The sequence below is a fragment of the Burkholderia sp. AU16482 genome, assembly GCF_002223285.1.
Classification (GTDB): Bacteria; Pseudomonadota; Gammaproteobacteria; order Burkholderiales; family Burkholderiaceae; genus Burkholderia; species Burkholderia semiarida.
Window position 1 is genome coordinate 75,653 of record NZ_NKEY01000006.1, and the last position, 26,984, is coordinate 102,636.

At 58.9% G+C, this 26,984-nt stretch carries 23 protein-coding genes and 1 pseudogene; 11 read left to right on the forward strand and 13 right to left on the reverse strand.

The window, feature by feature from the left end; genetic code table 11:
* Positions 1-18 precede the first annotated feature (18 nt).
* From CFB35_RS34425 to CFB35_RS34435, 4 genes are read right to left on the reverse strand one after another with little or no spacing between them, the layout of a single operon-like run.
* Entirely contained in the window at positions 19-1,020 is a 1,002-nt protein-coding gene (locus tag CFB35_RS34425; RefSeq protein WP_143328738.1) for a hypothetical protein, read from the reverse strand.
* On the reverse strand, positions 996-2,618 hold the full coding sequence (locus tag CFB35_RS17690; RefSeq protein ID WP_089465338.1) for a TniQ family protein: 1,623 nt from the start codon (positions 2,616-2,618) through the stop codon (positions 996-998). The genes CFB35_RS34425 and CFB35_RS17690 overlap by 25 nt, the downstream gene beginning before the upstream one ends.
* Positions 2,619-4,121, reverse strand: coding sequence for a TniQ family protein (locus CFB35_RS35680; RefSeq protein WP_373453015.1), 1,503 nt, complete (start codon positions 4,119-4,121; stop codon positions 2,619-2,621). It lies immediately after the preceding gene.
* Positions 4,114-5,475 (reverse strand): hypothetical protein, encoded by a 1,362-nt coding sequence (locus tag CFB35_RS34435; RefSeq protein WP_143328739.1) that lies wholly within the window; start codon positions 5,473-5,475, stop codon positions 4,114-4,116. Before CFB35_RS34435 ends, CFB35_RS35680 begins: the two co-directional genes overlap by 8 nt.
* Before the next feature lie 810 nt (positions 5,476-6,285).
* Between CFB35_RS34435 and CFB35_RS35370 the strand changes: the two genes are divergently transcribed.
* The 3 genes from CFB35_RS35370 to CFB35_RS17720 all read left to right on the forward strand — a co-directional run bounded on the left by CFB35_RS35370 (position 6,286) and on the right by CFB35_RS17720 (position 9,482).
* On the forward strand, positions 6,286-6,804 hold the full coding sequence (locus CFB35_RS35370) for a DUF6471 domain-containing protein (protein WP_089465340.1): 519 nt from the start codon (positions 6,286-6,288) through the stop codon (positions 6,802-6,804).
* A 677-nt stretch (positions 6,805-7,481) separates the two neighbouring features.
* Positions 7,482-7,625: a hypothetical protein gene (locus CFB35_RS35615; RefSeq protein ID WP_306427105.1), complete on the forward strand. Its 144-nt coding sequence runs from the start codon at positions 7,482-7,484 to the stop codon at positions 7,623-7,625.
* Between the two features lie 474 nt (positions 7,626-8,099).
* Positions 8,100-9,482, forward strand: coding sequence for a competence protein CoiA family protein (locus tag CFB35_RS17720; protein ID WP_179231758.1), 1,383 nt, complete (start codon positions 8,100-8,102; stop codon positions 9,480-9,482).
* Between the two features lie 220 nt (positions 9,483-9,702).
* Here the strand turns inward: CFB35_RS17720 and CFB35_RS35375 are convergent, their stop codons facing one another.
* The 6 genes and pseudogenes from CFB35_RS35375 to CFB35_RS17750 all read right to left on the reverse strand — a co-directional run bounded on the left by CFB35_RS35375 (position 9,703) and on the right by CFB35_RS17750 (position 13,545).
* Positions 9,703-9,951 carry a hypothetical protein gene (locus CFB35_RS35375; RefSeq protein ID WP_256940234.1) on the reverse strand — a complete coding sequence of 83 codons (249 nt, stop codon included), beginning with the start codon at positions 9,949-9,951 and terminating at the stop codon, positions 9,703-9,705.
* Positions 9,952-10,017: 66 nt separating this feature from the next.
* Positions 10,018-10,206 (reverse strand): annotated as a pseudogene (locus tag CFB35_RS35380) (H-NS family nucleoid-associated regulatory protein); the annotation flags it as partial.
* Positions 10,207-10,545: 339 nt separating this feature from the next.
* Positions 10,546-11,262 (reverse strand): hypothetical protein, encoded by a 717-nt coding sequence (locus tag CFB35_RS17735; RefSeq protein WP_256939985.1) that lies wholly within the window; start codon positions 11,260-11,262, stop codon positions 10,546-10,548.
* Positions 11,208-11,828, reverse strand: a complete 621-nt coding sequence (locus CFB35_RS17740; protein ID WP_089465346.1) for a 7-cyano-7-deazaguanine synthase — start codon at positions 11,826-11,828, stop codon at positions 11,208-11,210. Before CFB35_RS17740 ends, CFB35_RS17735 begins: the two co-directional genes overlap by 55 nt.
* Positions 11,825-13,156: a nucleoside 2-deoxyribosyltransferase gene (locus CFB35_RS17745; RefSeq protein WP_256939986.1), complete on the reverse strand. Its 1,332-nt coding sequence runs from the start codon at positions 13,154-13,156 to the stop codon at positions 11,825-11,827. The genes CFB35_RS17740 and CFB35_RS17745 overlap by 4 nt, the downstream gene beginning before the upstream one ends.
* Positions 13,157-13,158: 2 nt before the next feature.
* Positions 13,159-13,545, reverse strand: coding sequence for a hypothetical protein (locus CFB35_RS17750; protein ID WP_233624056.1), 387 nt, complete (start codon positions 13,543-13,545; stop codon positions 13,159-13,161).
* A gap of 350 nt (positions 13,546-13,895) precedes the next feature.
* Here CFB35_RS17750 and CFB35_RS17755 point away from each other — a divergent pair, with 350 nt between their 5' ends.
* The 6 genes from CFB35_RS17755 to CFB35_RS17775 all read left to right on the forward strand — a co-directional run bounded on the left by CFB35_RS17755 (position 13,896) and on the right by CFB35_RS17775 (position 20,636).
* Positions 13,896-15,155 (forward strand): ABC-three component system protein, encoded by a 1,260-nt coding sequence (locus tag CFB35_RS17755; RefSeq protein WP_089465347.1) that lies wholly within the window; start codon positions 13,896-13,898, stop codon positions 15,153-15,155.
* A gap of 26 nt (positions 15,156-15,181) precedes the next feature.
* Entirely contained in the window at positions 15,182-15,643 is a 462-nt protein-coding gene (locus tag CFB35_RS35685; RefSeq protein WP_373453018.1) for a three component ABC system middle component, read from the forward strand.
* 2 nt (positions 15,644-15,645) lie between these two features.
* Entirely contained in the window at positions 15,646-17,652 is a 2,007-nt protein-coding gene (locus CFB35_RS17760) for a DUF3732 domain-containing protein (RefSeq protein ID WP_089465348.1), read from the forward strand.
* A 253-nt stretch (positions 17,653-17,905) separates the two neighbouring features.
* Positions 17,906-19,009 carry a hypothetical protein gene (locus CFB35_RS17765; protein ID WP_143328741.1) on the forward strand — a complete coding sequence of 368 codons (1,104 nt, stop codon included), beginning with the start codon at positions 17,906-17,908 and terminating at the stop codon, positions 19,007-19,009.
* Between the two features lie 177 nt (positions 19,010-19,186).
* Positions 19,187-20,071, forward strand: coding sequence for a nucleotidyltransferase (locus CFB35_RS17770; RefSeq protein WP_089465350.1), 885 nt, complete (start codon positions 19,187-19,189; stop codon positions 20,069-20,071).
* Positions 20,049-20,636 (forward strand): SLATT domain-containing protein, encoded by a 588-nt coding sequence (locus CFB35_RS17775; RefSeq protein ID WP_089465351.1) that lies wholly within the window; start codon positions 20,049-20,051, stop codon positions 20,634-20,636. Before CFB35_RS17770 ends, CFB35_RS17775 begins: the two co-directional genes overlap by 23 nt.
* Before the next feature lie 370 nt (positions 20,637-21,006).
* Here the strand turns inward: CFB35_RS17775 and glmS are convergent, their stop codons facing one another.
* A complete protein-coding gene (glmS, locus tag CFB35_RS17780; protein ID WP_089465352.1) occupies positions 21,007-22,836 on the reverse strand; it encodes a glutamine--fructose-6-phosphate transaminase (isomerizing) in 1,830 nt (609 codons plus the stop codon).
* A 156-nt stretch (positions 22,837-22,992) separates the two neighbouring features.
* Here glmS and CFB35_RS17785 point away from each other — a divergent pair, with 156 nt between their 5' ends.
* The gene (locus CFB35_RS17785; protein WP_059640479.1) at positions 22,993-23,484 is read left to right on the forward strand and encodes an Lrp/AsnC family transcriptional regulator; all 492 of its coding nucleotides are present in this window, start codon (positions 22,993-22,995) and stop codon (positions 23,482-23,484) included.
* 68 nt (positions 23,485-23,552) lie between these two features.
* Here CFB35_RS17785 and CFB35_RS17790 read toward each other — a convergent pair whose 3' ends face one another.
* Positions 23,553-24,086 carry a methylated-DNA--[protein]-cysteine S-methyltransferase gene (locus tag CFB35_RS17790; protein ID WP_089465353.1) on the reverse strand — a complete coding sequence of 178 codons (534 nt, stop codon included), beginning with the start codon at positions 24,084-24,086 and terminating at the stop codon, positions 23,553-23,555.
* A gap of 413 nt (positions 24,087-24,499) precedes the next feature.
* Here CFB35_RS17790 and CFB35_RS17795 point away from each other — a divergent pair, with 413 nt between their 5' ends.
* Entirely contained in the window at positions 24,500-25,792 is a 1,293-nt protein-coding gene (locus CFB35_RS17795) for an MFS transporter (protein ID WP_059579857.1), read from the forward strand.
* 82 nt (positions 25,793-25,874) lie between these two features.
* Here the strand turns inward: CFB35_RS17795 and CFB35_RS17800 are convergent, their stop codons facing one another.
* On the reverse strand, positions 25,875-26,978 hold the full coding sequence (locus CFB35_RS17800) for a LacI family DNA-binding transcriptional regulator (protein ID WP_089465354.1): 1,104 nt from the start codon (positions 26,976-26,978) through the stop codon (positions 25,875-25,877).
* Positions 26,979-26,984 lie beyond the last annotated feature (6 nt).

Consider the following 26,984-nt stretch of genomic DNA (forward strand, 5'->3'; position numbering starts at 1 on the left):
GTTTTTCAAGAAGCCAGGCTATGGCCTGATGAAGCAAAGGGGATGATTGCTGGCGTATAGGTGTTCAACATCCCATCTCAGATAACCAAGGAACAATGCAATCGCCAGCAATCGAAACGATTTTTTTCTGTCCCATCCGAAACGCTTTCCAACCATGCTGACGACCCGCGCAGCATCACCTCGAGCTTGTGTCGACAGGAGCGAAGTCGAGAGTTCTTGGGCGCTCGCTGCCAGAGCCGTGATTTCTTCGGCCTCCGCATACTTCATATGCTCGAACATGCGGCGGTAGCTCTGATATTCGACGTCCGTAACCGTCGTCTCAGTCATGACCTCATGCGTGGAGCCCCATTCCCACTGGCCAGCCGCTTCGCGCTTGTGCCTAGCGCGGACGCTCTTCAGTTCAACTTGCGCGTCGGGCTTAGCGGAAACACCGTGATAGATTCGATGCCGGATTCCTGGAATTTGAAGCGTTAGCATAAAGTCGATAGTAGCTAGCTCTCTGCGAGGGAACGGCTCGCCGGCGTTGCAGTATGCGATGAATGATTCGCGATTCCATTGTGGATACTGTGTTCGAATCTCCACGACGAAGGGACACATCTCAAAGTAAGCTAGAAGTCGAGCCTCTAGACTCGAATGGCATGCGACCGCCCCCCCGGCTTTGAAACTGTAGTGATATCCGGCTATTCCAATCCGACTTGCGCTTGCCTTTTTCCAGCAGTCGAAGTTGTCCGCGCTAAGAATTCCGCGCGGGTCACGCTCTGGAAGAACAATTGGCCATTGAAGCACCGGAAAGCCCTTCAGGGTTCGGAGTCGAAGGCCACCACCGCCCGACGCATCGTCATCGCGACCCGGCAAGTCACTGTCGATAACCTTGGGTAAGGGGACGTGACCGGACCACGGATGCCACTCAGTCTCTCGCACGCCGGTTGCGATGGCCATGCCGCGCAACTGTGCGCCTTTCGCTCGAGAGAACGAGAGATGGGAACAGTCCCCAATCAACCTTGATGCTTTTTTAGCCATATCCGTGCTCCATAGAGGCGCTGACTTAGATGTCTTCGACTCAGTCCTTCGAAGGTCTCGGGCGCGGCCCATTTTGACTGCGGGTCGAATTTTCGTGCCGATGAGCAGACGTTAGTAATTTGGCGCCGTGACCATGTTTCGAAGGTGTCTACACATCGGGCCAACATGCCTTCGAGTTCGGGCTGTTTCCAGCGGCGCTTATATATGCTTTCATTCGCAGTGCCGGTCAGCAGGAAGGCGCGCGTAATGAAGCGCTCAGGATTCTGTCGTACGGTTTGCTCGTAACGACAGAGCACGAGTGAGGCCGCTTCTCGGCTCGCCGTTTGCACACATTGGCGGTCCATTGGTGACTGAAAGCCGTTCCGTCGACTAGGCAGTGCTTCGTCGAACCAGGGGGCGTCAAACTGAGTTGCGAAGAAATGTAACTTTCCGCCACCAGGGGATTTCGAGAGGCTCGAGCGCGAAAGACTTGGTCTACCGGAAATCAGCGCAAGAATTTGCTCTCGATTGCGCGCCCGGTATGCCGCCAGTTCGGCGGCGCTCATGCTGCCGATTTGATGAAGCGATTCGGCACGCCTATCTCTCTTGACGTTCACGCGGATACGAATTGGTGCTGGTCTGGTGTTTGCGTCGTATTTTTCGTGGTCTCCATGACGAGCCTGTACCTCGCGGAGGAAGGTTGGCCATCCCTTAAATACGCTCCATATTGTTGCGATATTCTGAATAGGATTGGTCAGCGGCCCGTCGGACGTTTTTATTCCAATGGCCCGCTTTAACGTATATGCGCTGAAGTCGAGCGACGAACATAATTCCGGTCCAAGGCGGATTTCTAAATACTCTGTTGCTCGTCGGATGTAGTCACGTAATCCGGCGTCGATGTTTCGCTGCAGTTGCGCTCGAATGACTGGGGCGACATTCTCCGCGAATATCGATGTGTCGATTTGACCCCGAAGTACGTCATCTGCCATCTTCGAAATGGCAATGGCAGCGGCTACGCTTTCGCTGCTCGCCAACGAGGCGATTTGTCTGAGCGGTTTCCCGCACAAACAATCGGGCCTGGGAAACCAGGTTCGACGTGCTCGTCGATGCCCGAGCTCGCAATGTTGACAGAAGGTGAACAGCGGTTCGGCATGCGTTGGACAGTAGAATATGGATGGCATGAGATGCGCGCGATGCCACGTTGCGAAGCCGTGCAGCTCGAGGTCCGACTCGACGCAACTGAGGCAGATGCCGAGGCGGCCTCGAAGAGGTAATCGGTTCATTCCGATGAGGCGATGTGCCGAAGTATCTTGTCCGCTTCGGTGATGTAGCAGCAGTCGCTTTTTGTTTGCTCGATTGAGGAACGCGCTATAGAGCGGGTATCTGGTGTGTTTCATGACTATGCGCTCCCAGTCCGGCAGTAGGCTCGGGAACAGAGCCGAAATGTCTTCAATGCGAGATGGATGCAAGAACGCTGGTCGGTGCGCTTGTTTCCCGAGCAGGGACATCAGACCACGATGATTGTCAACATTGCTCAATTCGCACTGCCTCACAACGAAACCTGTGAAGTCTTCCTCTTCTTTGATACTAGATGCTGCCAGTACAGTTACCTTTTTCATTTACCTTTTCTGCTCTCGTTTTCGTCGACCATGCGTCCAGTTTTTCAGTGTTTCCTGCCGAAGTCGCGCAACGCGTGCTACGTACCACTCCTGAGAGTTGGCCGGGGCTCCATGGTCGGCAGCCCATCGAATGCGTTGGGAGATATACTCATCTCGAGTTTGCGTGAATGCCTCTAAGACCGATGCCGGTAGCAAAGAATTGAGCGCGTACTCACTGATGCCCAACATCGAGCGCAGTCGGTAGCGGCTCCGCCGAGTTGGCGGACAGGCACGAGAATCGAGGTGGTCCGCTGCTCTAATGGCTGCATGGCAGAGTACGGTCAGCAACTCCTCCGACCGACGTTGTCTCGGCGCCATATGGCCAGACTTCAGCTGCGGTTTTCGGTAGTTCGACCGTGCAGGAATATCACGACGCAATTTCATGAGCCTCTCTGGCGTCGGTGGGTAGGGCGTGGGGGGTATTGAAAGGAGGGGGCCTTTGCGGTACGCCGGCTCGCACGCGCAGACATCTCGGCTCACACTCCGCCGGTGTAGTCCTGGGCTGGATAGTGCGTCAGGTATCGTGTCTGGCTGTTCCGTCCGGGGTTTTCCATCGGGCTCCGGGGCGAGCACGCTTTGCGTGCGACGGCATTCGCAATACTCGGCGAACCAGGCGAACAAGATGCACCAGACCGTATGCAAGGCATGGTCGTCGCGCATCAACGCACGGAGCGCAACCCCTACGTGTCCGTCGCTCGATACCAACGCCTCGAGCCGGCGGTCGTCGAAACGGTTACGGAAAAACGATATGAATGTCTCGACAAGTTCCGTAATCCGTACGCGGCCGTTTTCGTTTAGCCATTGGGATTGACGCAGGCTGGAGATGACGGCGGCTTTGCTGTAACGGGAGATGGAATTTGAATTCTCGACGCACAACGTTGACCGGATAGCAAATTCGACAGTGTCTCGAAACTGACGCCGCGTGCTGTGTAGCCGGCAAAGTTCGTCAAGCAACAACTCCTGTCCAGCTGTGGGCCGCATCTCGCAAAAGTGGAGCGGGCAAGTATGGACAAAAGGAGCAGCGTTGCGGCGATGGGCGAAGGTGAATCCGTATTGCTCGAGTGCTTCTTCTGCGCACTCTGGGCACATCAGACGCGGTCCGTTTGACGGCGCAAGCATAACGGGAAGGCGTGCGAGACGAATCGGTCCCGAGCATTGCGACCAAAGTCGAGCGCGTTGCATCGCGTGCTTTTCCGGTGGCAGGCCGAGGAGCCCGTACTGAAGTAGCGTGTGCCTCTCCTCCAACACTTTTCTGTCTCCAAAGAGATGCCCTATACGGGTGTAAAAAGTGTCTAGTCGGCTCGGCATATCATCGAGGCCTGCACCTCGGGCTAGCAGTTGCCTACTCATCGCTCTCAGGGAGCAGTCGTTGCGAAAATCTGCGAGCCGACTTAGCAACGAATTTACAGTTTCGCCGTCGGGAAACGGCGTCACGAGCACGAGCGAATCACGCGGTTCATGCATATTCCACTCCCAGTCGTGCAGGCCGGTGGCGTACGTCCAATAGTTCGGCAATGTCGTTAAATGGGAGATAGTCGACGTGCTGCAGGAGGTCCTTTCGCTGCAAGAACTTGGACTTGTTGTCGTACTCTTCGATGAAACTGCGGGGGGCCGTCAAAATACGAAGCCGAAGCTTGAACGCCTCCACGACGACATCGCGCGATGGGCCGCCATTTATCAGCAGACTGGGCTCCCAGGCTAAACGCTCGTGGAGCGCGCGAAAGCCGTCGACCAGCCAGTCGACTCGGCCGAGACAGATTTCCCATGTCCAGGACGGCAGGTTGCACGGCATCTCAAGCATCGGAGGCAGAAGTCCGGCTGACCAAAGCCATTGATTGTGTTGATGCCAGAGCCCGCGCTTGCTCGCGCCTGCAGCGGGGCGTGCGAGTGGCTCGAATACCAGCATTCGACCTCGAAGCACGTTTTCGACCTTGCTCCCGAGTTTTTCGGCCCCATTCAGAAATGCGTCGCTGCAGGAGAGCAGCACGGGGATATTGGCATAGCTCTGGAGGTCACCGAGGAACGCGAGGATGTCGCGGAGTTCTCCTCCGAGGCTCTCTGCCAGGGCACCATCGACGACAAGCATTCCAACGTTCAGTAGTACGGACGCTGCAATTAAAGCGGACGGAGCATTCCTTCCACGCACTCGTTTCAGAATCGGTCCTGTGTCGGCAGGGTCTTTGAGTTCGGACACCAACCGGTCTCGAAATTGCTCGAGCAATCCTTTCAGGGTTCCGCACGTAGGCCACCGCAAGACCACGATGGGAAAATACCAGACCGCGTTGATGTCATTTAACGACGGGCCCTCGACACGAAATGGCTCGCCGAACAGATTTCGAAGTCGCTGTATGTATGTTGTACGGCATTGATGCACGCTACCGGCCAAGATGTAGCTGACGCCTGTAAGGGTCTCCAAACTCTCGCGGCTTGGCACAGGTCCACGCCCTTGCAATGCCTCTTTGAAGGAGTAGAAATAGCGGCGATACCGCGGGTTATGAATGTCTCTGCTACGCATGCAGTCGACGTAGGACGCTACGAGGCTAACCGTGAACCGTAACGCCTCTTCGGTCGGCAGGTATCCCTTATCGAAATCAACCAAGGCTTGTACCTTGGCCTCAGGACTAGCCTTCCATAGCTCTGGGTCGTTGCGCACGAGCCTGTTCCGCAACCGCTCTTTTACGGCTGTTTTGCTCGGCGCGTGGACGAACTCCGGCAATTCCGACGTTTGGTTGTAGTAGGACTCAAGGCTGCTTGCAGATGCTACGACTAGTCCGCGGCGCACGACTGGCTGCCACGCGGACGCTTGTTGGATTTCCATGTCACCGTCCGTCAGCTGTAGTAGCTCGCGGTGGCGCGCGTCTTGAAGGCCTGTAGGTATGAGGCGCCGGTTGGTGACGGCAGGCATGGCGTCGGGCGCAGGGGAAGCAATGCGCGTACGTGGTCGGACGGGAGAAGGGCCGTCGCGCCGATTGAATGGGTAGTCATCGAAGTCTCACAGTTCGGTAATCAAAGCGCAATGCGCCTCCTGCCGACGAATAATCGAACGGGCAGGAGTTGACATGGCGAACCCGGTGTGAGACCATTCGCGCGCGAAAGCGTTGGGGGCCTCTAGGGGTTCACCATCGGGCGGAGGCTTGGGCTGCAACCCAAAGCCTCCGTTTTCATTTGAAGGGCTATCTGTGCGCTAAATCGTCGTCGCCTCCGTGCGAACGTCGGTGAGTCGTCGACCGATGCCTGGGGGCGCCAGTCGCTTGACAAATGTGGTTTTCTCGGTATAATCCGACCTGATATCATACGGCACTATTTTACGCTCCGCAAGTGCGGTGGTGTGTCTCCGCTTTTCCCTTCTTGTTTTCACTCCCCCCTCAGCTTTTGTTTTTGCGGCGTTGCGCTCGCTTGCTAATAAGCTTTGGCGTGCCATGCGCAGGCAGGTTTTCTCGTGGGCACTTGCGGGCAACGTGTGTCCAGCAGCACCTAGGGCGTCCCTCTCACAGTACAATCTCCCCGACGATGGCCTTCCTAGTTGCTACTGGCTCAAGATGTATTGGGCGCAGCAGCTTTGGTTTTAATCGGCGATTTTTACTGTCATTTTAGTTTAGTTCGCGTGCCCGAAGAAGCAAGGAGTCTTGTGAGCGAAGCAGACACCCCCTGGACCGGTTTGGCCTCGCGTGTCGTGCGCGCCGTGCTTGCGCGGAAGGGGGTGAGCTATGCAGAACTTGCTTGTGCGTTGACGTCCGTGGGCGTAAAGGAAAGTGAGAGGTCGCTCGCGTCACGAGTATCGAGAGGGAGGATTAAGCTCGGGCTCCTTCTGCAGATACTTTCCGTGACTCGCGCCAAGATGCCTCGGCTTTGGCTCGAACCTGCGTCGTTCCCGGGGACCTGGGAGGATAGAGCTAGAGCGGTTATCGAAGCTGAGTTGTCTCGGCACCCAACAGTTACAGTCGAGGAACTGGCGCAGAGAATGGTTCGCCTCGGTGCGGACCTGACTGAGCGGACACTCGCTTCCCATCTTCTAGACGGAACGGTATCGCTCCCCGAGTTTCTCCAGTGTGTGGTTGCGCTGGGCAGTTCAAGTATGGAGCGTTTCATCGACTACGAAGACCTCGTTGCGGCGGTTGAGGCGCCACCTGCCTCGCCGCTCGCGTGAGCGGTAGCCGACCTTTCGCCTTGTCATTTCCGGTTGTTCAGCTAGAATAAAAACAGCGATTTTTATGTCTGTTTTTGAGGAGGCACGCGCCCCATCGCGGGCCGAAAGACGACACCCGGTCTCGCCGGCATTGCCACGGTTGGTGCAAGGATTTGCCGAGCGTGGCGTGCGGGACTGAGTGCACGTGTTTCCATACGAGCAGTTCGCAAACACGCGAAGTCACTTCCGGCACACATCTGGTGTGGCGCGCCGCAACCACGACCGTTCGAACGACATCAAACGCGCCGGGAGGAGTTGAGCCATGGCACTTTGGAAGATTGGTCCCGTAGCCGCCGAACCCGAGGTTTCCATTGTCAGGTGGAGGGTTCTCGAAATCGATGGCGGGACATGGCACTTTGTCGGAGCGGATGAACGTGACTTCAGTGGCCGCGTGAGTTCTCCGATTGTCGCGTTCGACCATCGCACATTGCGAGGCAAGACGCAGTCGGGGCGCGTCTATCAACTCGTTGGCCAACCCGGACGGTCGGATAACGCTGACTATGTTTGGCAATGTTGGTGTGAGGGGGCCGGGGTGGAGTCAATCTCGGACGTCACCAACGAGTTCCTGGCCGGGGTGGTAGATGACAACTGCGGATGAGCGAACAAACGCGGTGATTTCGACGCGCGAGTTTCTGCAGATGCTTGCCGCTGCTGATAGCGCAGCATCCAGTGAAGTGCGAGCGTTGGCGCTTCGTTTGCTTCGGCACTACCCCCTCGATGTTGATATCGCGACATCTGCTGCAGCGCTGCCAGGAATCTGGGCCCAGCCGGTCCGCGGTTGACATATAGATTATTTAATATGGACTGCAAAACGGATGGGATGAAAGGGCGTCGAGATGGGCGTGGGTGATGTGCCAGGCGATTTCCCGAGCGACACTATGACCACTGTCGTTCCCGGCGCACCGCCGAAGGTTTGTACCCAGTATTCGCATGTAATCGCGGAAGTCTTCGCCGTCCCCGCAGCTGCCGTCGGCCGACCCGTTGCACGTCAGACGCCGGCCCTCAATCCTGCGGCTCAGGTGGTGCGCGTGCTTTTCGGCGCAGGTCATCGTCGTCCATGTCAGCGATGTCGTCAATCTCATACGCGGCGAGAAATTCACGCTCGCAAACAACCCGAAATCGAAAGAGTTTCCGCCGGTACTGATAGGAACGCGACCAGGATGACAAGGTTGGAACCACGTTCGAACGCGGTGAACCCCTGTCGTGTTGTTATAGTAGCCACTCCTGCTTTGCGCTCTTGCTCGATGAAAGCCGGTTTGACCATCCCATTTGCTGTGAGCCCGTTGGGGCGTCTTGTCGCTGCACGCGACCTGCCGAAGCATGCGAAAGGGCCGTTTCGCTGTGCCGCCTGCCGAAGTCCGGTGATTCTGAAGCAAGGTGAAGTGAAAGCTTGGTATTTTTCGCACCGGCCGGGTTCGGATTGTGCGAAGGGTTTTGAAACGGCACTTCACATGCTGGCTAAACAGATTCTGCTCGAGCATCGGCATCTACGTGTGCCAGCACTGGTCTGCACGGATGAAAGTTCGCTTGAGGAAGACATCACGGTGTGTGATGAGCGCATCATCCGCTGGGAGGCTCCAGGCGATGTCGAGAAATGGATGGATGGCATTCGGCCCGACTTCCTGGCCGACTGCGGGGAGCAGCTGCTGATTGTCGAAGTCGTCGTGACACACGAACCCGATGACATCAAGCGGGCGCGGCTCGATAGCCTTGCGATTCCAGCCCTCGAAATCGACCTGTCTGACGTCGCACGCGAGGTCACCGTCGAAACGCTTACCCACCGCATCCTGGACACGGTTGCCGGCAAGAGATGGCTTTTCTATCCCGGATGGGCCGAGGCACAGTCTCGGCTCGACGCTCGGTTCGCGGAGGAAGAGGCCGAGTTCGCAGCTGAACGCATGCGGGAACGCGCTCAGGAGCGCCGCCAGCGAGCCGCAGAGCGGGCACGACAGGCCGCCGCCCGACGCAAGCGTGAAGTGGCGAACGAGCGGTTTCGCCGAGCTTCGGACGCGGAAAAACAGGCCTTTGTTGTCTGGAAGCTTGGCCTAGCGGAACGGAAGTGGCCACTGGTATTCGGTAGCACAGTACGTGGCGCCTCCGCCGTGAATGCGAGACCGCGGATATGGCAAGCCGACGTCTTCCGGAAGTTCATCCATGGCCAGCGGAGCTTGCGCTATACGCCAGCCTTGACCGTAGACGCAGTGGCTGCATGGCTGACCGAGCGTTACACGGCGTTGCCGTCAGCGTCGACCTCGCTGCGGGTCGCGGTGTGGGACTTCCTGTCAGTGCTTGAAACCCAAGGCTATCTCCGCCGGACGGTTCGGCAGGAGTTCGAGATTCTGAAAGACGCCCTTGTCGCGCCGGGGCAGGTCGAGCCCACGCATGCATTGCATCCGGCCGCGGCAGCGACACGCGGGCTGTTCTGGTCGCGCAGCCTTGGCGACGAGATGCAAATCTATCTCGCTGCGAAACAAACCGGCGTACGGGAGCCGCGCGCCGCGATGCAAAGTTTGATGCGGGGGCGTGTGTACCTAGACAGTGAGGCGGAATATGCACACCGGGTTTCGGTTGCATTGCAGTTGCCGCTTGAGCAAACGGTGGAGTTTCTCGTGGCGGCCGGATTCTTCGTGCGAATCTGACCCGGTCACGTGGCCGGAGGAACAGGAACGGATAGCTCGTGTCGAAGGCCGAAGGCTGTGAGGTCGACGCTCTAACGACAAGGCGATTGCGCATCGCCGCATGCGTCCCGGGGAAGTGCCGACCAGTTCGCTGTAGTCGATGGCTTTGAGGAGCCAACAGCTCTCCCCAAAGCGTATGTAGTGTCGCGATGAACTCCTGTCGACTCACACTCGAAGGCGCTCAGGCGGCCTCGGCGCCCTCGGTCGGAACGGCAACATTTGCGATTCCAGTCGCATCGGGCACTGCGCTGTGCACTGCCCTGCGAGCGACCCGCTTCGCCGGCGCCTTCTGCGATGCGGCTTTTTTCACTGGAGCCTTCTTGGCAGGCGCCTTCTGCGAGGCTTGAACGGGAGTTTTCGTTGCCGGCTTTTTGGTTGGCACCTTCTTCGCGGCTGCCGCCTTCTTGACCACTACCTTCTTGCTAGCCACGCTCTTCCTCGTGGCCGTCGGCTTCGCAGCCAAGGTTGCTTCGTCAGTTCCGTCAATCAAGAACTTTGAGGGGTCCTTCGCGGCAGCGAGCCATGCTGGCGCGCGACCACGACCGCTCCAGGTCGCTCCCGACTTTGGGTCTCGATATTTCGGACGCTGCGGGCCTCTTACATAGTTCGCGGCCTTCACCGCCGCCGAACCGGCACGAGCCGACTTTGCAGGAGCCGCCTCTACGAGAAACTTCGTCCGGTCCATCGTTAGTCATGCCACGGGTTCATATCTTCGATATCGACCGAGACATCAGATTTCAAAATTCCCGCTAGCTTGAGGACCGGTCGCGATTTCGCCCGAGCCAAGACGCATCCATCCGGCATGACTTGCCACGCCAGTCGGGTTCCTGGCGTCGCGCCTGGTACCGTTCTGACCGCAGCCGGCGCGGCAGTGCCGGGCCATTGTCTTCCAGGCGGGCTTCGGCCCTGCCTCGGACGACGTTAAGAACCAGGCGACGCCCATCGATTCGCCTTGCGTCCGATGGATTGAGCTACAGCTGATTATGAGCGGCGCCGCATCATGTGTGCACGCCCGCCATCGTGCTTAGACCTCGAGGGGCAATTGCACCTGAGCCGGCGCCGCAGCCCGGCGCCATAGCCAAGCGTCAAATTCGCGGCGCGGAAGAGAAAGAAAGTCGGCTGCGCAGCAAAACGACTTGCGCAGGAAGTGATAGTCGTCGTTCTCGACCCCTACTGCCTTCGCGAACGTCCGCACGTGACGGTCGACTGCAATGGACTCGATGCCGACGAGGCATGCCATGTAATCGACGGTCTTCGGGCCGATACCGTTGACAGTCTGAATCGCATCGCAGAACTCGCCGGATGACAAGCCGGCGCGCAATTCCTTCACGTCCTCGATGTCCCAGTCTTTCAGGAAACCAACCAACGCTTCAAAACGGCTGACCTTTTCATGGTGGCGCCAGTTCAGGAATGCACCAGTCTTTCCATCCTGTATCAGCGAGACCAATGAAGAAATTGTATTGCGAGCCGGATGCGCCCGCAGGATAGCCAGCACCCGCGGACGCACAACCGTCGTGTAGTTGAGCCCAGCCTGGAGCACCGAATCCGCGAGAACGGCACCCAAGTGCTCGCACGTAGCACGCGGGCGGTTCTCCTCAAAGAGCGCGCCCTCATCCTTCGCATGGTCGGCGATGCGACGCGCTGCAAGCAACACCTCGATGGCGGACCTTTCCGCTCCAATCCTTCTCATACCAACTTCGCCTCTTTCAATGCGTTCAAACGCTCGACGCAGTTCGGACATGCACCGCACGGAAACTGGGCAGACGCTTGGCACGAGTAGGTTCGTCCGATAGGCACGCCAAGCTCAGCCGCCGCCCTAGCCACATCGGCCTTGGATGAATAGCGGAACGGGGAGTGAAAGCGAACCGGACCGATGCTCGATGTGAGTCCGTCGAGGCTGTTCATAAACGAGGCAGTGCAGTCGATTTCTTTGGCATGGTTGCTGTTGATGAAGCCAGTATAGACATCCAGGATACCGACAGTCTGTGCACGCGCAGCAGCTGCGGCGAAGAACAGCATCGTTCGGTACGGGATGTACAGGTCGTCGTCCTTGACCTCCTCGGTCCAGAGGTCAGCTTCGCGAATCAGCCGCGACTGCGAACCTCTGAAGATATCCGATATGTTGAAGCGCTCAGGCCGCTGCATATCGATAGGCAAGACTTCGTTAACGCGACTCCACTCGACTTCTACGCAATGCTGCCCGTAGTCAAAAAAGATTGGTACAACCTCTACGCCGGTTGCCACGAGCTGGTATCCAACTGTCGTTGAGTCCAGCCCGCCAGAGGCCAGAAGGAGCGCTTTTTTCATCGCGATTCGGCCCTCAATTTGGCAAGAGCGACGAAGGTGCCGTTGAGGCACACGTCGAGGTCGGCGGAGTATACCGAACTTCCGACGACGACCATCGTGTTCTCATTTTCTCGCCGTGGGTCGTAGGTGATGACCGGCTTGCCCATCTCGATTGCCATGCCGATTTCGACGAGAGCGCCAGGGTCACGGTCGAACGGAACTGCGAAGACGGCATCGCACTCCTCGAGCAGCTGACAGTCCATGTAATACGTGCGCCGCAGGTCGGCTTCGCTCGCGGGCCGCTTCAGCTCACCGTTCTCCTGAATGGGGCGACGCACTTTGAAGTTGTGATACTTCAGGCTATTCGCAGCTCGGTCGAGTTCCTGCTTCTCAACATAGGAGAAGTCCGGGCCAGCGAGGTAGATGGAATAACGCGGTCGGTCGTGCCAAGGAAGCATGGTCCCGCCGAGCGACTGCAGCACATCGAGAGGCAGCAGGAAGCCTCGTTGCACGTCGCGCTGGATGTCGTCAGGGAACGTGGACTGCGAGTACGCCGTCGCGGCCTGACAGCCGCGCCACGCGGCTTCAGTCCATCCCTTGTGAGAGAGACCCACCATCACAGCGGTGTAGACGTCGCCAACTCCGACGGAGTTGACCGTTTTGCCAAGGGTCGCAGGTATTTCTTCGACACCGGCGTTTCGTAAATCAAAGAGCCGGCTGCCGCCGCGATTCTCCTTCAGCAAGAACACGTCTGGTGACAGCTTCTTGACAGCGCCTATCAATCCGCCAACATCGTCCTTGCCGAGCCGCGCGAACAACGAAGACGACGTCGAGATGATGAGTGCCTGCACGCGTCCGATATATGCCTCGAGTGCTGACAGGTCGTCCAGGTCATACGCGATATCGAAAGAGAAGCGTGCGTCGGGAGAAAAAGCGCTAGTGAGTTCGTTGATATCGAACCGACCGGGGAAGATAACGACCTTCTGGTAAGCATCAAGCTGCGGGAGCGGGTCGCGGAATTTTACTACCTTTGTGTCGCGCATCAAGTCTTCATAGCCTTGATGTGAGACCTCCGTCGCATCTCCTATGAGAATGACGTTCGGTGCGCCGACGACATCACCAAGCCAGATGAATTCCTTACAACCGCACTCCTTCAGATAGCGCTTCGCTTCGTCTACCAGATACTGTGGACACACTGCTGCCACAGAGTAATCGAGGCCCGCAGCCCAAAGTCCTCGCGCAGCGTGCGTGACGCCACCCAAACGCAGCTTGCACATCGCACCTTGGCGGGCCAGTGTGTAGTCGACAACCAACTCCCCAACAACCAGAACTGCGTCTGCGGGGGCCATGATTATTGCGGTACGAAGTCAGCTTCGACGGTGGGAACAGGCTTGTCCGCCGAACTCTTCACGATGCCGACATAAGTCACGCCACCCGCCAGGCAGGCCGCAAGATAGTTGAACGATGTGGGAAGCGCCCCAACCTTCACGCCGTCCACATCGACTGCGAAGATGCGCTTTTTATCAAAGAAGATGCCCAACTGGGTGCCGGGCGCCGGTACTTTCCTGAATTGCGAATAGAAGTCGCACTGGCCGACATCCTCGAGCACGCAGGAGAATGCCTGCTTGCATCTATCGACGCCGCTCGTGCCACCCGCGACACCAATTCCATCTCCCTCGACCTCCTTGGCTTTCGTGCCAGGATAGTCCGAAAAAGAACCCGAGCCTGAACTGCCCATAGTGCCCCCGTTGCGTGGCTGATGAAGTCCTTTCCTGTGGTATATGTGCTTTCTTCTCTAAGGAAGTGTACAAGAATCTGGGATTCAGTCGTCGCGATTTCGACACGTACGCCGCAATCTAAGCTTGGTGCATTGCAAAATGGATAGGCGGCGCAAGTGGAGAACAGTGGGCCGATTGTGCACCGGGGAGGGTACCTATTCGACGCGCGCGGATAGTGGTCGACTCGTCATTGTTGCGTGATTCGCCCGTAGGTGGGCTCCGGTGTTCTGAGGTGGTTGCCTGTTCATCCATACAGTATTTAATGAAACACTGATTTCGGCGAGACTACGAGTTCCCATCGGGGAATAATATGGACGAGGATGACCAAAAACTACAAGTCGAAAAGCCAATCAATACAGGTGCTGCGCCAACAATCGTCGCTTTCACGTTCCAGTTTGACCGTGCACTGAATGAACTGTTTTCGAGCGGAACACCTGACAGGCAAGTTGGCATCGAAACTCTCGACGACGTTGCCGAGCTGGTAACGAAAGCCGACGGGACTGTCGTTGCCAAGCTCGAGCAAGACGCGAACACGGTCCAGGCTTCGGGGCACCCTTATCAGGATAGCAGCCGGAAGCTATGGCATACGCTGCGCGTCTGGCTCAGCCACCTCGCTGACTTGAAGCAGTATGCCGAAACAGAGTTTCGCTTGGTAACGAATGTCAGCGTCCCATCGGGAACCTTAGTACGCCGTCTCTCCGATGCGGTATCTGCGAAGGATATCGAGGCTGCGGTCGCAGCGTTGCGTGAGCAAGCCAAGGTAGTGCTCGCGAATAAAAAGTCGACGGCGAGCAAGGAGGCGAGCTTCGTAGTCAAGTATGCCGACGATGATTTGGCATATCTGATTGGGCGCCTGAAGCTATCGGACAACGGGGGAACTGCTACCGGGAATCCGCCACGGGAAGACACCATTCAGCGTTTCCTCCTGCCTTCGGGTCTGGTGGCGCAAGGTGATGAAATCTACCAGCATATACTTGGTGTGGCAGTCGACAAATGTCGTACGGCATGGGAAAAGGACGAGGCAGCATGGTTCTCTCCGCAGATGTTTAAAGACCTGCTTCATAAGGAGGTCGGTCGTCGCTCACTGAAGGATTACCTTGAGCGACCCATGATGTCAGTAGGCTTCAAGGAATATGTTCAAGCCGGTGGGCGAGACCACTTTTTCCTGAAGCAGTTGACCCATCTCGGGTTGCCGACTCGATACGTCGACGAGCAGCTAGACAACTACTGGGCCTTCTATATCGAGAGGGTCAGGATTGAGGGTGAAGGCGTGCACCAAGCCGATTGGCTTGCACGCGAGGACCAGCTTCATCAGAGATGGCGAACGTGCCGAAATAATGCTGAGCTCGATTTGGCGGATGCGACGCCAGAGGCGCTCGGAAAGCGTACGCTCCGATTGACGCTCGACGGTGAATACAAGGCGCCGATAGGTCGATACAAGTCTGAGAATCTGTACTTCACCCATGGACACTATCACCATCTGGCGAACGCCCCGGATGAGTCATTTTTCGTATATTGGCACCCGGCCTTCGCGAACAAGGATGATGCTAAAGATGGCGGTGGAGAATGAAGACTGGCTACAAAGACCGTAGTCTGATGCATAACAGCGCTCTAGCATGCTTCCTGCTGGCTAGCTTTACGAAAGGGTATCAAACCCGTACAGCCAACACTCGGCACCCGGGGTTCGAGAAGCTGTTGCTTGTTCTTCCCCTTGTGTGGCATGGACCGAGTCGTCGTAGTATCGCGCGGAGAAATTTCGATACTGCTCTTCATGGCGTGCTGTCGGATGAGCCAAGAATTTTGGAAGGTCTGGCTGCCAGAGTTTCCGCACATGCGCCGGTAACCTGTCAGGGTCTCAACATAGCGTGTGGGACTGGTCTACTTGTAAAGCGGTCGAATGAAGAGGGCGTAGAGTTTGCATTCGAACGTGGCCATTGGCCTCGAGGGAGCAGTCCGACGGGCATCCCAGGCGACATGGCTGGAACGGTCTTGCGCTTAGCAAACTGGTTTAAGGACTACACTGCCGCGGAATTGTTTGCGATGTTGGGCCTCATTTGACTATGCAATTCTTTATCTCCCAGCTCATTCTCTGGCCTGAGCATCCCGAGAACAGTATCCAGACGCTCACGTTTGTTGACGACAAGGTGAACATCATTCATGGGCGCAGCCGAACAGGTAAGTCGTCCATCATCGCTATCATCGACTACTGCCTGGGTGCAAGTCGTTGCGCGATTCCGGTTGGTCAGATTCGGGACAAGACCGCTTGGTTTGGGTTGAAAGTTCGCATTCGGGACACATGGGTGCTCATTGCCCGCCGTACGCCGGAGCGTGCCGTTGGCAGCAAGGAATGTCACATTTCCAGGCTGGCCTCGCGTGAGGCGCCTCTTCCGGACGAGCTTATCGGGACCCATACACTTGCCCAGTTTAAAGAGGCGTTCAACAAAATCGCGCGTATCACGAACATTTCGCTGGTCGCCGATGAAGACGGAAGCATCAATTCCGAGAACCCGCCGTCCTATCGCGACCTCGCGTCGTTCAACCTCCTGCCGCAGCACATTGTCGCGAATCCGAATGTCCTCTTCTATAAGTCGGACTCGTACAAACACAAAGAGAAGCTGAAACGGGTCTTTCCGTATGCACTCGGGATAGTAGACGCAGACTACCTGACGGCCACCCGTGAGCGTAATCGACTGCAAAAGCAGCTCGATGGTCTGCAAAAGGAAGAGCTCTCTCGGCACCGAGCGTATGCCTCTTGGGAAGCCGATGTGCGGGTAATCTGGGAGGAGGCGGTCAAGCTTGGTCTGTCGGAGGCCGCCGATGGCGAAAGCCTTGAATTGAGAGTTGGCGCTCTTAAGGAGCTCAACGACGGATACTTGCGTGGCGACCTCATCGAACGCCTGAGGGCGCCGCAGTACGGATATGCGAACGAGCAGCTTCGGCTAGCGACGTTGGAAGAAGATGCGGCGCAACGGAACCTAGATGATTTGGCCCGTGAACTCCAGGACTATGAGCGGCTGTCTGGCAGAGCGAAGGAACTCGCGAAAGCAGTTGATACAGAACAGGCTCAGGTCGTGAGTCTGGATTGGCTGCAGCGCAGTCTGGTTCATGATTCAGCTTGCGTGGTGTGCGGCTCGAAAACGGACCATAGCCACTTTGTCCTGGACAAGCTTGCGGGTAAGCTGAACGATGTCGCGCGGCTTTCCAAGGCACTCCGCGAGGGGCCAATCGTAGACCGTCAACTGGAGCATCTTAAGCGCGACTTGACTGATGCGGAAGCTAGGCTCCATGCGGCACGCTTGAGGCGAATTGAACTGAAGCCGGACGAATTTTCACCTTTGGGTTCCTTTGGTCGCATATTCGTGCTCCTCGGTCGCCTGCAGTCGCTTTTGATGGCACTTGCCACGCTGGAGGGCCGCGGCGACCTGCCGGACCGAATCCGCGAGACTGAGCGCCGCATCAAGTTTCTTGATGGCTTCATCAATGCATCGGGCCGCGAGGAGCGAGAGAAAGCTGTTGGTCGGGAGCTGACGAGCCTAATCGAAGGTTACGCGAGCAACCTGAAACTCGAAGAGAAGGGCAAGATTGCTCTTGACGAGAGGGAGTTGACGCTGAGCTTTACGCGGGCGGTTACGAACAGGAAGGACTATCTCTGGGAAATTGGCAGTGGTGCCAATTGGATGGCCTATCACCTCGCGACGTTTCTCGCGCTCCATGAGTTCTTCACCAAGCAGGAGCGAATCAACGGGCCAGTGTTTAGCTTCCTCGCAATCGACCAGCCCAGTCAGGTTTATTTCCCAAGCACGTTCTCGGGAACAAACCTTCTGGACCAGTATCGCGAGCAAGCGACCGAACTCCGGGGACAGCGCGACGTTGACATCGAGCAGACTCGCCTCATCTTTGTGGCATTAGCCCGAGGTCTACAACGTTCCGAGTTCAAGTACCAGACAATCGTGGTAGAGCATGCCGACAAATCGATTTGGGGCGGAGGAAAGTTGGGCCGCTACATGCACGAAGTCGCTGTCTGGAAGGAAGAAGGCGATGGCCTGATTCCGAAGAATTGGGTTTAGTGTGCTGGTGATGCGCATTGCCGACGGATGGATACGTGACGCAGTGCATGCCGACCTTAGTGCCGCGAAGCAGGTGACCTGCCTGATATCTTCGGGGCATTTCAATCTTGGAGAATGGCCTCGGTCACTGCAGTATTCTGTTTCTTTCAAACGGCCGTGAAACAGAACCGTGGCACGCGCCCCGGAAGGCGAAAACCGAGAGAGTCTCACAATGCGTACGACTATCGGGGCCATCTTATACGGGAGGGAGTGGATGACGCTCTTAAAAGGTCTCCTCGGCTTTTTGGGGCTAAAACCCCGGACTGCACCTGCGGCAGCACCTAGGCCGACGGCTACCGCGCCAACGACCACCAAAGTTGCAGACACGGTGGTTGCTGAGCCAGCTCGTGAGCGTATCCGGCTTCCATCAAAAATTGATGACTTGATGGATTTCGGCCTCGCGCGTCACTCGCCCAACAAGCACTGGTCTGTCGGTTATTGGGACCCAGGACCCGACGCATCGCAGAAGCGACAACGAACTGTGAGTCTTCGCGATAATATGACCGGCGGCATTGTGACCATGGTCAACAACCTGGAACGCCCATTCTCGGTTGACGTCTCGGACACGGGGGTTTTTGGGGTGAACGACGCTGGCCAGACTTCAGCGCTTTCCGCGAAGCTCATGATTTTCGACCCAACAGGCAAGCCAGAGTATAGGCGTGTGTATAACGCGAACCTGGCTGGCTTCAGCATTTCACCGTGTGGGCGGTACGTCGCGAGCCAAACCTGTAATTCGGCCAACGAAGACAGCTTCATCCTCGAGATACATGACGTCGCGCAGCAGAGGGTACTGGCCTCATGCACGCCGGTCGCAGGCTGGAGCTCGGAATACACGTTTGAAATTGAGGGCGGGGAGCTCAAACGCGTTTTTGCGAAAATCAACCACCTTGGGTGGTTCGCATATTCACCGACCGGCGAATTTCTCGACGCAAAGAAATTTATGGCCGCTCGCCTCACCAAAGGCGACCCGTGGACGCGCATCCGGGCCGCTGGGGAACTGGTCGAGATGGACGGCTCCGATAAGGCACTTGAGCGCGCGTTTGGTGTTGTTGATGCAACGATTTCTGCTTTCCAGTCCGGGCAGGACGGCAGGTGGCTCGCGGGCGGCTATCGCCTTAAGGGCGAGTTGCTAGAAAAGATGAACAAGCCAACCGAGGCAATAGAAGCTTACCGTGCCGCCCTTGGCTTAGATTCGAAAATTGGGGTCAAGAAACGATTGGCGGCCATGGAAAAAGCGGCCTCGCACAAGTTGTCGATAGATATGGAAGCCGAACAACGCACGGAAAGCGCCTCTCGGTCGAGCAGACCGAAACCGTGAAAAACCTTCATCGCGTGGTCATCTTGATGCGCGGACAAATGTACGCTCAGGCGAATAGGCGAATCTCTTACACTTCACTGCTCATAAGTAGCTTGGCACCTAGAGAAGCGAGCGCTCAGCGAAGAGGCATAAGCAGCTTCAACGGATGTACAAAACAACCAGGAGAGGCATCAGAACATGGGCGTCGGGGAATGGTTTTCGGATTTTTGTGGCGCGCTTCGAATCAGTGGTGACAAGCGAAAATCTATTGCATATCGAACTGGCCGCATTGTCGGTCAACTAAATTATGACCTTCGCGACAAGCTAGAATCGCCGACAGCGAATCGCTTCTACGTCGGGTCTTACGGTCGCAGCACGGCTATCCCGAGCGTCAGTGACATCGACTTGCTGTACCAGCTTCCGTACGCGCTATATGAGCGATTCCATGGTCATGCTGGCAACGGGCAATCGGCATTGCTGACGCACGTCAAAAACTCAATCAGCAATACATACAGCACCACATATCTCGCCTCCGATGGGCAGATTGTGGCCATCAATTTTACCGATGGGGTGAGGTTCGAGATTCTGCCGGCATTTCTCAACAATGAGGGTGGTTATACCTTCGCTGATTCAAACAACGGCGGGTCTTGGAAGTCATGCAAACCCAAGCATGAAATGGATGAATTTTCTGCGAGGAATCTGGCGTGCAATTCCAACCTCACAGAACTCAGTCGTATGGCACGGGCGTGGCGTGACGCGAACAACGTCTCGATGAGCGGCATGCTGATTGACACGCTCGCCTATCAGTTCATTGGTACCTGGGCGTATCGCGATAAGTCGTATCTCTACTACGACTATATGACTCGCGACTTTTTCAACTATCTCGCGAATCTGGACATGCAGCAGACGTATTGGCTTGCTCCCGGCAGTAACTCGCGCGTCTACCGTAGCGACATATTTCAGTACAAAGCCCGTTCCGCGGAACTCAGGGCAATCGAGGCCCTTGGGCTCCAGCAGAACAACCACGACTGGTCGGCCAGACAAAAATACCGGGAAATCTATGGAACAACATTCCCAGCGTAACGACGCATCGGTGGTGCCGGCGACCACGCTCGAGGGGCAGTTGCGGGAGATGTATGCGCGCGCCGCGTACACACATAAGACCCACGAGAAGATGGCCGACCGGTACATCGCTCGGTACAAACTCATCAAGACTGCTGAAATTATCCTGTCAGCCATGACTACGAGCAGCCTGTTGCTGGCCGTGCTCGGCGACTCTCATCCGTATACGATTGTTGGTGCATTACTTTCGACGGTACTGCTTGGATTCGCCCTCTATTTCAAAGAGGCGAGCCTCGGTGAGCAAGCGCAAAAGCACACCATAGTCGCCTCAAAACTGTGGGGCGTCCGCGAGACGCTACTGTCACTTCTGGTCGACATGAAGGATGGGCGCGCTGTCGATGAGATACGCAACGTGCGGGACCGTCTGAATGAGTCGCTCGAGGACATCTACAAGGCTGCTCCTAGGACAAACAGCAAGGCTTACGGTGATGCGCAGAGGGCGCTGAAGCAGTCGGAGGAGCTTTTCTTTACCGACGATGAACTCGACCGCATGCTGCCAAAGGAGCTGCGAACGAAGCGACCCTGAATCAATTCTGGTGATGCCGGCTGGTTCACGCTGCCGACAATCCATTGACTCCGAGTTCAGGTGAATGGCTGTTCCAGTTGGCGTGCGAGCCCCGAGCCGCATCGCAAGTCACATCCAGCGGCATGCTGCTGCGGTGTAGCTATACCGGGAAGATGCGCTCCGTGGCAGCTCACCTCCTGTGATTGCGCTAAAAGCAGGAGGTCCCTAGCCGGTATTTTTCACGAAATACACATGGCACAGTAAAAGCGTCCCGTGCCACGTTCAGAAGGCGCTTGAGGGAATATTGACCCCCTTCTTGGAACGCTTTTGCGGGTGGCCACGGGACGCTTTCATTTTTGGCGAACATATCGGGTGACGAGGGGAAACCCCCTCACTCCACCGTCACCGACTTAGCCAGATTCCTGGGCTTATCGATATCCGTCCCCCGCGCGAGCGCCGCGTGATACGCGAGCAATTGCATCGGCACCGTATGCAGGATTGGCGACAACGGCCCGTAGTACTCGTTCAGCCGAATCACCTCGATCCCCTCGCTCGGCACCAACCCGCAGTCCACATCCGCGAACACGAACAGCCGCCCATTGCGCGCACTGACCTCATGCATGTTCGACCTGAGCTTCTCGAGCAGCATGTCGTTCGGCGCGACCGCGATCACCGGCATTTCGTTGCTGACGAGCGCCAGCGGCCCATGCTTCAGCTCGCCGGCCGGATAAGCCTCCGCATGAATATAGGAAATCTCCTTCATCTTCAGCGCGCCTTCGAGCGCGATCGGATAATGCATCCCGCGCCCGAGAAACAGCATGTTGTCGCGTCGCGCGAGCAATTCCGACCACGCCATGATCTGCGGTTCCAGCGCGAGCACCTTCGACATCGCGTCGGGCAGGTGCCGCAGCGCACGCAGATGTTCCTTTTCTTCGTCGTCGCTCAGCCGCCCGCGCACCTGCGCCAGTGACAGCGTCAGCAGGAACAGCGCGACGAGCTGCGTCGTAAATGCCTTCGTCGAAGCCACCCCGATCTCGATTCCCGCACGTGTCACGAACTGCAACGCACATTCGCGCATCAGCGCACTCGTCGCGACGTTGCAGATCGCGAGCGTGTGCATCATCCCGCTGCGTTTCGCGACATGCACGGCCCCGAGCACATCGGCCGTCTCGCCGCTCTGCGACACCGCAACCACCAGCGTGCGCGAATTCGGCACGCTGTCGCGATAGCGGAACTCGCTGGCAATCTCGACGCTGGCCGGCAGCTTCGCAATGCTCTCGATCCAGTACTTCGCGGTCAGCGCCGCGTGATAGCTGCCGCCGCACGCGAGCAGCAGCACCGAATCGACGTCGTTGAACACGCGCCACGCGCCGTCGCCGAACAGCTCGGGCATGATCGACGAAACGTCGAGCAGCGTATCGGCCACGGCCTGCGGCTGTTCGAAGATCTCCTTCTGCATGTAGTAGCGGTACGACCCGAGATCGGCCGCGCCGCTATGCGCGGCGACGCGTTGCACCGCGCGCTCGACGCGCTGGCCGGCCGCATCGACGATCCAGTAGCGATGCAGTTGGATATCGGCGACGTCGCCGTTCTCCAGGTACGCAATGCGATCGGTGATGCCCGACAGCGCCATCGCGTCGGACGCCAGAAAATTCTCGCCTTCGCCGGCCCCGACGACGAGCGGCATCCCGTCGCGCGCGCCGACGATCCGGTGCGGCTCGTCGCGGCACATCACCGCGATCGCATAGCTGCCGCGCAGTCGCGCGACCGCAAGCCGCACGGCCTCGAACAGATCGCCGTCGTATAGATGATCGATCAGGTGCGCGATCGCCTCGCTGTCGGTCTGGCTGGCAAACACGTAGCCGTGCGCCTGCAGCTCCGCGCGCAGTTGATCGCAGTTCTCGATGATCCCGTTGTGCGACAGCGCGATGCGCGCGTTCGCGTCGCTCGGTGAGAAGTGCGGATGCGCGTTGAGCGTGACGGGCGCGCCATGCGTGGCCCAGCGCGTATGCGCGATGCCGGTGTAACCGGACAACGCCAGCGCGGCGATCTCGCGCTGCAGGTTCGCGACACGATCGACGCTTCGGGCGCGCGCCAGCGCGCGGTCGCGGTAGACCACGACGCCGCACGAATCGTAGCCGCGGTATTCGAGCCGCTTCAGGCCGTCGACGAGGTTCGGCAGGATGTCCCGCTGGGCTACCGCCCCGACAATTCCACACATATCGCGCTCCGTAAATGTCCTGTCTGAATCAGTGAGAGCGATGGTAGAGCCAGCGAAATGGAATTAAATTTCAAAAAATTGCGATGGATGAAATTAACCGTGGATAGATTATCATGTTGAAATTAAATTTCATCCGCTAACCGGAAGGAGCAGCCGATGCCCGGCATCACCCTCGACGATCTCGACCTGCGCATCCTCGCGATCCTGCAGGAGGATGCGTCGGTGTCGAACCTGCAACTGGCCGAGCGCGCGCTGTCGTCGCCACCTACCTGCATGCGCCGCGTGCGGCGGCTGACGGAGGCCGGCGTGATCCGCCGGCAGGTTGCGGTGCTCGACCCGGTCGCGATCGGCACGGCCGTCACCGCGCTGATCGAGATCAGCCTTGACCGGCAGACGGCCGAGGACTACGACACGTTCGAAGCGTACGTGTGCGCGGAGCCGGCCGTCACGCAGTGCTACCGCGTGTCGCCGGGGCCGGATTTCGTCGTGATCGCCGATCTGGCGGACGTGGCCGAATACGACGAATTCGCGCGGCGGCTGTTCACCGGCGCGTCGAACGTCCGCAACGTGCGGACGTTTTTCTCGACGCATCGCGCGAAATTCGAGGCGAACGCGCGGGTCGCGCATGCGATGCGCAAGCGCACATAGCGTGGGTGACCGGCAGCGCTGTCGCGGCTGTTCCGGCAGGACGCGGGGCTGTCGTTCACCGAATGGCGTCAGAACGCGAGCGCCTGCTGCATCGGTTGATGCATGCCGCGCGAAAACCCGGCGCCTTCGAGCGACAGCAGCGCACGTTTGCGCTCGATGCCGCCCGCATAGCCGGTCAGGCTGCCCGATGCGCCGACCACGCGGTGGCACGGCACGATGATCGATATCGGATTGCGGCCGACCGCGCCGCCCACGGCGCGCGCGCCGCTCATCGGCAGCCCGACGCGCTCGGTGATGTCGCCATACGACACGAGTTCACCGAACGGAATCGCGAGCAATTCCTTCCATACGCGTCGCTGAAACGCGGTGCCGCGCAGGTGGATCGGCACCGAGAACGTGTCGCGCGCGCCGGTGAAGTACTCGGCGATTTCTTCCGCGACCTGGCGCGCGAGGGGCGACATCGCGTGCGCGTCCGCTTCGGTCGTGATCGCGAGCGACGGAAAGTATTTCTGGCCGACGAAGTACAGGCCGGTCAGCGCATCGTCCTCGATGCGTACGGCGATGTCGCCCAGCGGGCTCGGAATCAGGTGAGCGGGAGTCATCGCGACACATCTCCATGAAGGCGCCACACATGCAGTGCGGCATACGCGCGTCACGGCGCCCGGCGCGCCGCATGTGACGACTGTAAACCATCCTCGACGTCGATTCCGGCCGGAATCGGTCGTGCGTTTCGGCGGCCGCGGGGCCGCCACGCCACGGCGGGAAAATCAGCGGAAAAACGGTTAATACCACTCTGCGAAACAGTCGTCTCTTTTCTCGCGACCAATTTGAGATGACTCATCGAAATCCCCGACTGACACGGTGCCGGTAGGCGGCCTATCCTTTGAAAAACGTTTTCCAGATTGGTTGGTGAAAGGGCCTGTGCGCGAGCGCGCGGGCCGTTCGCCCCGGCGCCGGTCGCCGGTCAACGAACTTGGTGCGGCGCGACGGGCGCGACCGCGCATCGGAGACATTCATGCCCTCTGCCGTCGTCGGCGCCGTGCGCGCGGCCGCGAGCCGCTACCGCTGGACCGTCTGTGCGCTGCTGTTTTTCGCGACCGTGATCAACTACATGGATCGGCAGATCCTCGGCCTGCTCGCGCCGATGCTCCAGCACGACATCGGCTGGAGCCAGGTGCAGTACGGCCGCATCGTGATGGCGTTTTCCGCGTTCTATGCGCTGGGCCTGCTCGGTTTCGGGCGCATCGTCGACTGGCTCGGCACGCGCGTGTCGTACGCGGTCGCGATGCTGGTGTGGAGCATCGCCGCGATGCTGCACGCGGCCGTCGGCTCGGTGGCGGGCTTCGCGTTCGTGCGCGCGCTGCTCGGGATCGGCGAGGGCGGCAACTTCCCGGCCGCGATCAAGACGACGGCCGAATGGTTCCCGCGCCGCGAACGCGCGCTCGCCACCGGCATCTTCAACTCGGGCGCGAACATCGGCGCGGTGTTCGCGCCGGCGATCATCCCGGCGATCGCGGTGGCCTACGGCTGGCGCGCGGCGTTCGTGATCATCGGCGCGATCGGCATCGTGTGGCTCGCGGTGTGGCTGGTGATGTATCGCACGGCCGATACGCGCGCGCTCGCCGCGGAATACGACGAGCCGCGCGACGAAGCCGAAGCGCTCGACGCGGCGAACGCGAACGCCGGCGCGCCGCGCTGGGGCGAGCTGATCCGCAAACGCGAGACGTGGGCCTTTCTGGTCGGCAAGTTCCTGACCGATCCGGTGTGGTGGTTCTACCTGTTCTGGCTGCCGAAGTGGCTGAACGAGTCGCGCGGGATGGACATGCAGCACATCGGCTTGCCGCTCGTCTGCATCTATGCGCTGACGACGGTCGGCAGCATCGGCGGCGGCTGGCTGTCGTCGATGCTGCTGCGTGCGGGCTGGAGCGTGAACCGTGCGCGCAAGACGGCGATGCTGATCTGCGCATGCTGCGTGCTGCCGATCGCGTTCGTGTCGCAGGTGCAGAGCCTGTGGATCGCGGTGCTGATCGTCGGCCTCGCCGCCGCCGCGCACCAGGGCTGGTCGGCGAACCTGTTCACGACGGCCTCCGACCTGTTCCCGCGCCGCGCGGTCGCGTCGGTGGTTGGTATCGGCGGGATGGCAGGCTCGATCGGCGGCGTGCTGTTCTCGGAAGTGATCGGCCAGGTGCTGCAGCGCACCGGCCACTACTGGGTGCTGTTCGCGATCGGCGCATCGGCCTACCTGATCGCGCTGGCCGTAATGCATGTGCTCACGCCGAAGATGAAGCCCGCGAAACTCGACGCGTGATTGCGTATCGGCAAGCGACAACGCCGCCCTTCACTTGGGTGGCGTTTTTTTGCTTTCCCGAAAGTGACGCGTCGCGAACGCGTCAGCCGGCCGACGCCGTCGACGCGCGCATGATCAACCGCGGCTCGAACGTCGAATAGCTCGCGTCGGTGCGCCCGGCGAGCGCGTCGATCAGCTTCTGCATCGCGAGCTCGCCCATGTTCTCGCTCTGGATGTCGACGGTCGTCAGCGCGGGCGCCGCGTATGCGCCATACGGCACGTTGTCGATGCCGGCGACGGACACGTCCTGCGGCAGCCGGAAGCCGAGCGACGCGGCCTCCTTCATGAAGCCGAGCGCGATCAGGTCGTTGTAGCAGATCACGGCCTGCGGGCGCTGCGGCCCGAGCATCACGCGCGAGCACGCGCGCTCGCCGGCCTCGGCGGTCGGCGCGTGCGCGTCGTGCACGTCGAGCGTGAGCCCCGCTTCGGCGAGGCAGTCGCGCGCGCCCTGGATCCGTTCGTCGTTCACGCGCGCGGTGCCGAAGCCGAGATACGCGATGCGCGTGTGGCCGAGGTTGAGCAGGTGACGCGCGAGCATGTAGGTCGACAGCCGGTTGTCGATGCCGACGCTCGGAATCGGCAGGCCGGGGCTGCGACGCAGCAGCACGAGCGGCTTGTTGAGGTCGAGCATCCAGCCGGCTTCCTCGTCGGGCATCCGCGTGCTGACGATCAGCCCGTCGACGCGCTGCGCGAGCGCCTCGATCAGCGAGCGTTCGCGCGTCTGGTTCTCCTCGGTGTCGACGAGCAGCAGCGTGTAGTCGTGTTGCAGCGCGACGCGGTTCGCGCCTTTCACGACATTCGTGAAGTGCGGGTTGCTGATGTCGAGGATCACGAGGCCGATGGTGCGCGTGCGGCCGGTGATCATCGAACGCGCGAGCGGGTTCGATCGGTAGCCGAGCCGCTCGATGGCTTCCTTCAGCCGTGCCTCGACGGTCGGCGAGAAGCGCTGCGTGCCGTTCACGTACTTCGATACCGTCGCGACCGACACGCCGGCTTCCGCGGCCACGTCGCGGATCGTCGGGGAAACTTTTTTCATCCGAAGGGTAACGTTTTCGTTCGATAACGCCGGATTGTGGCAGAAAAAGCCCGCGCGCGGCCGTACGGCGATATCGGGAAAATGCGGATGGCCGCGAACAGGTCCGACCATTGACGT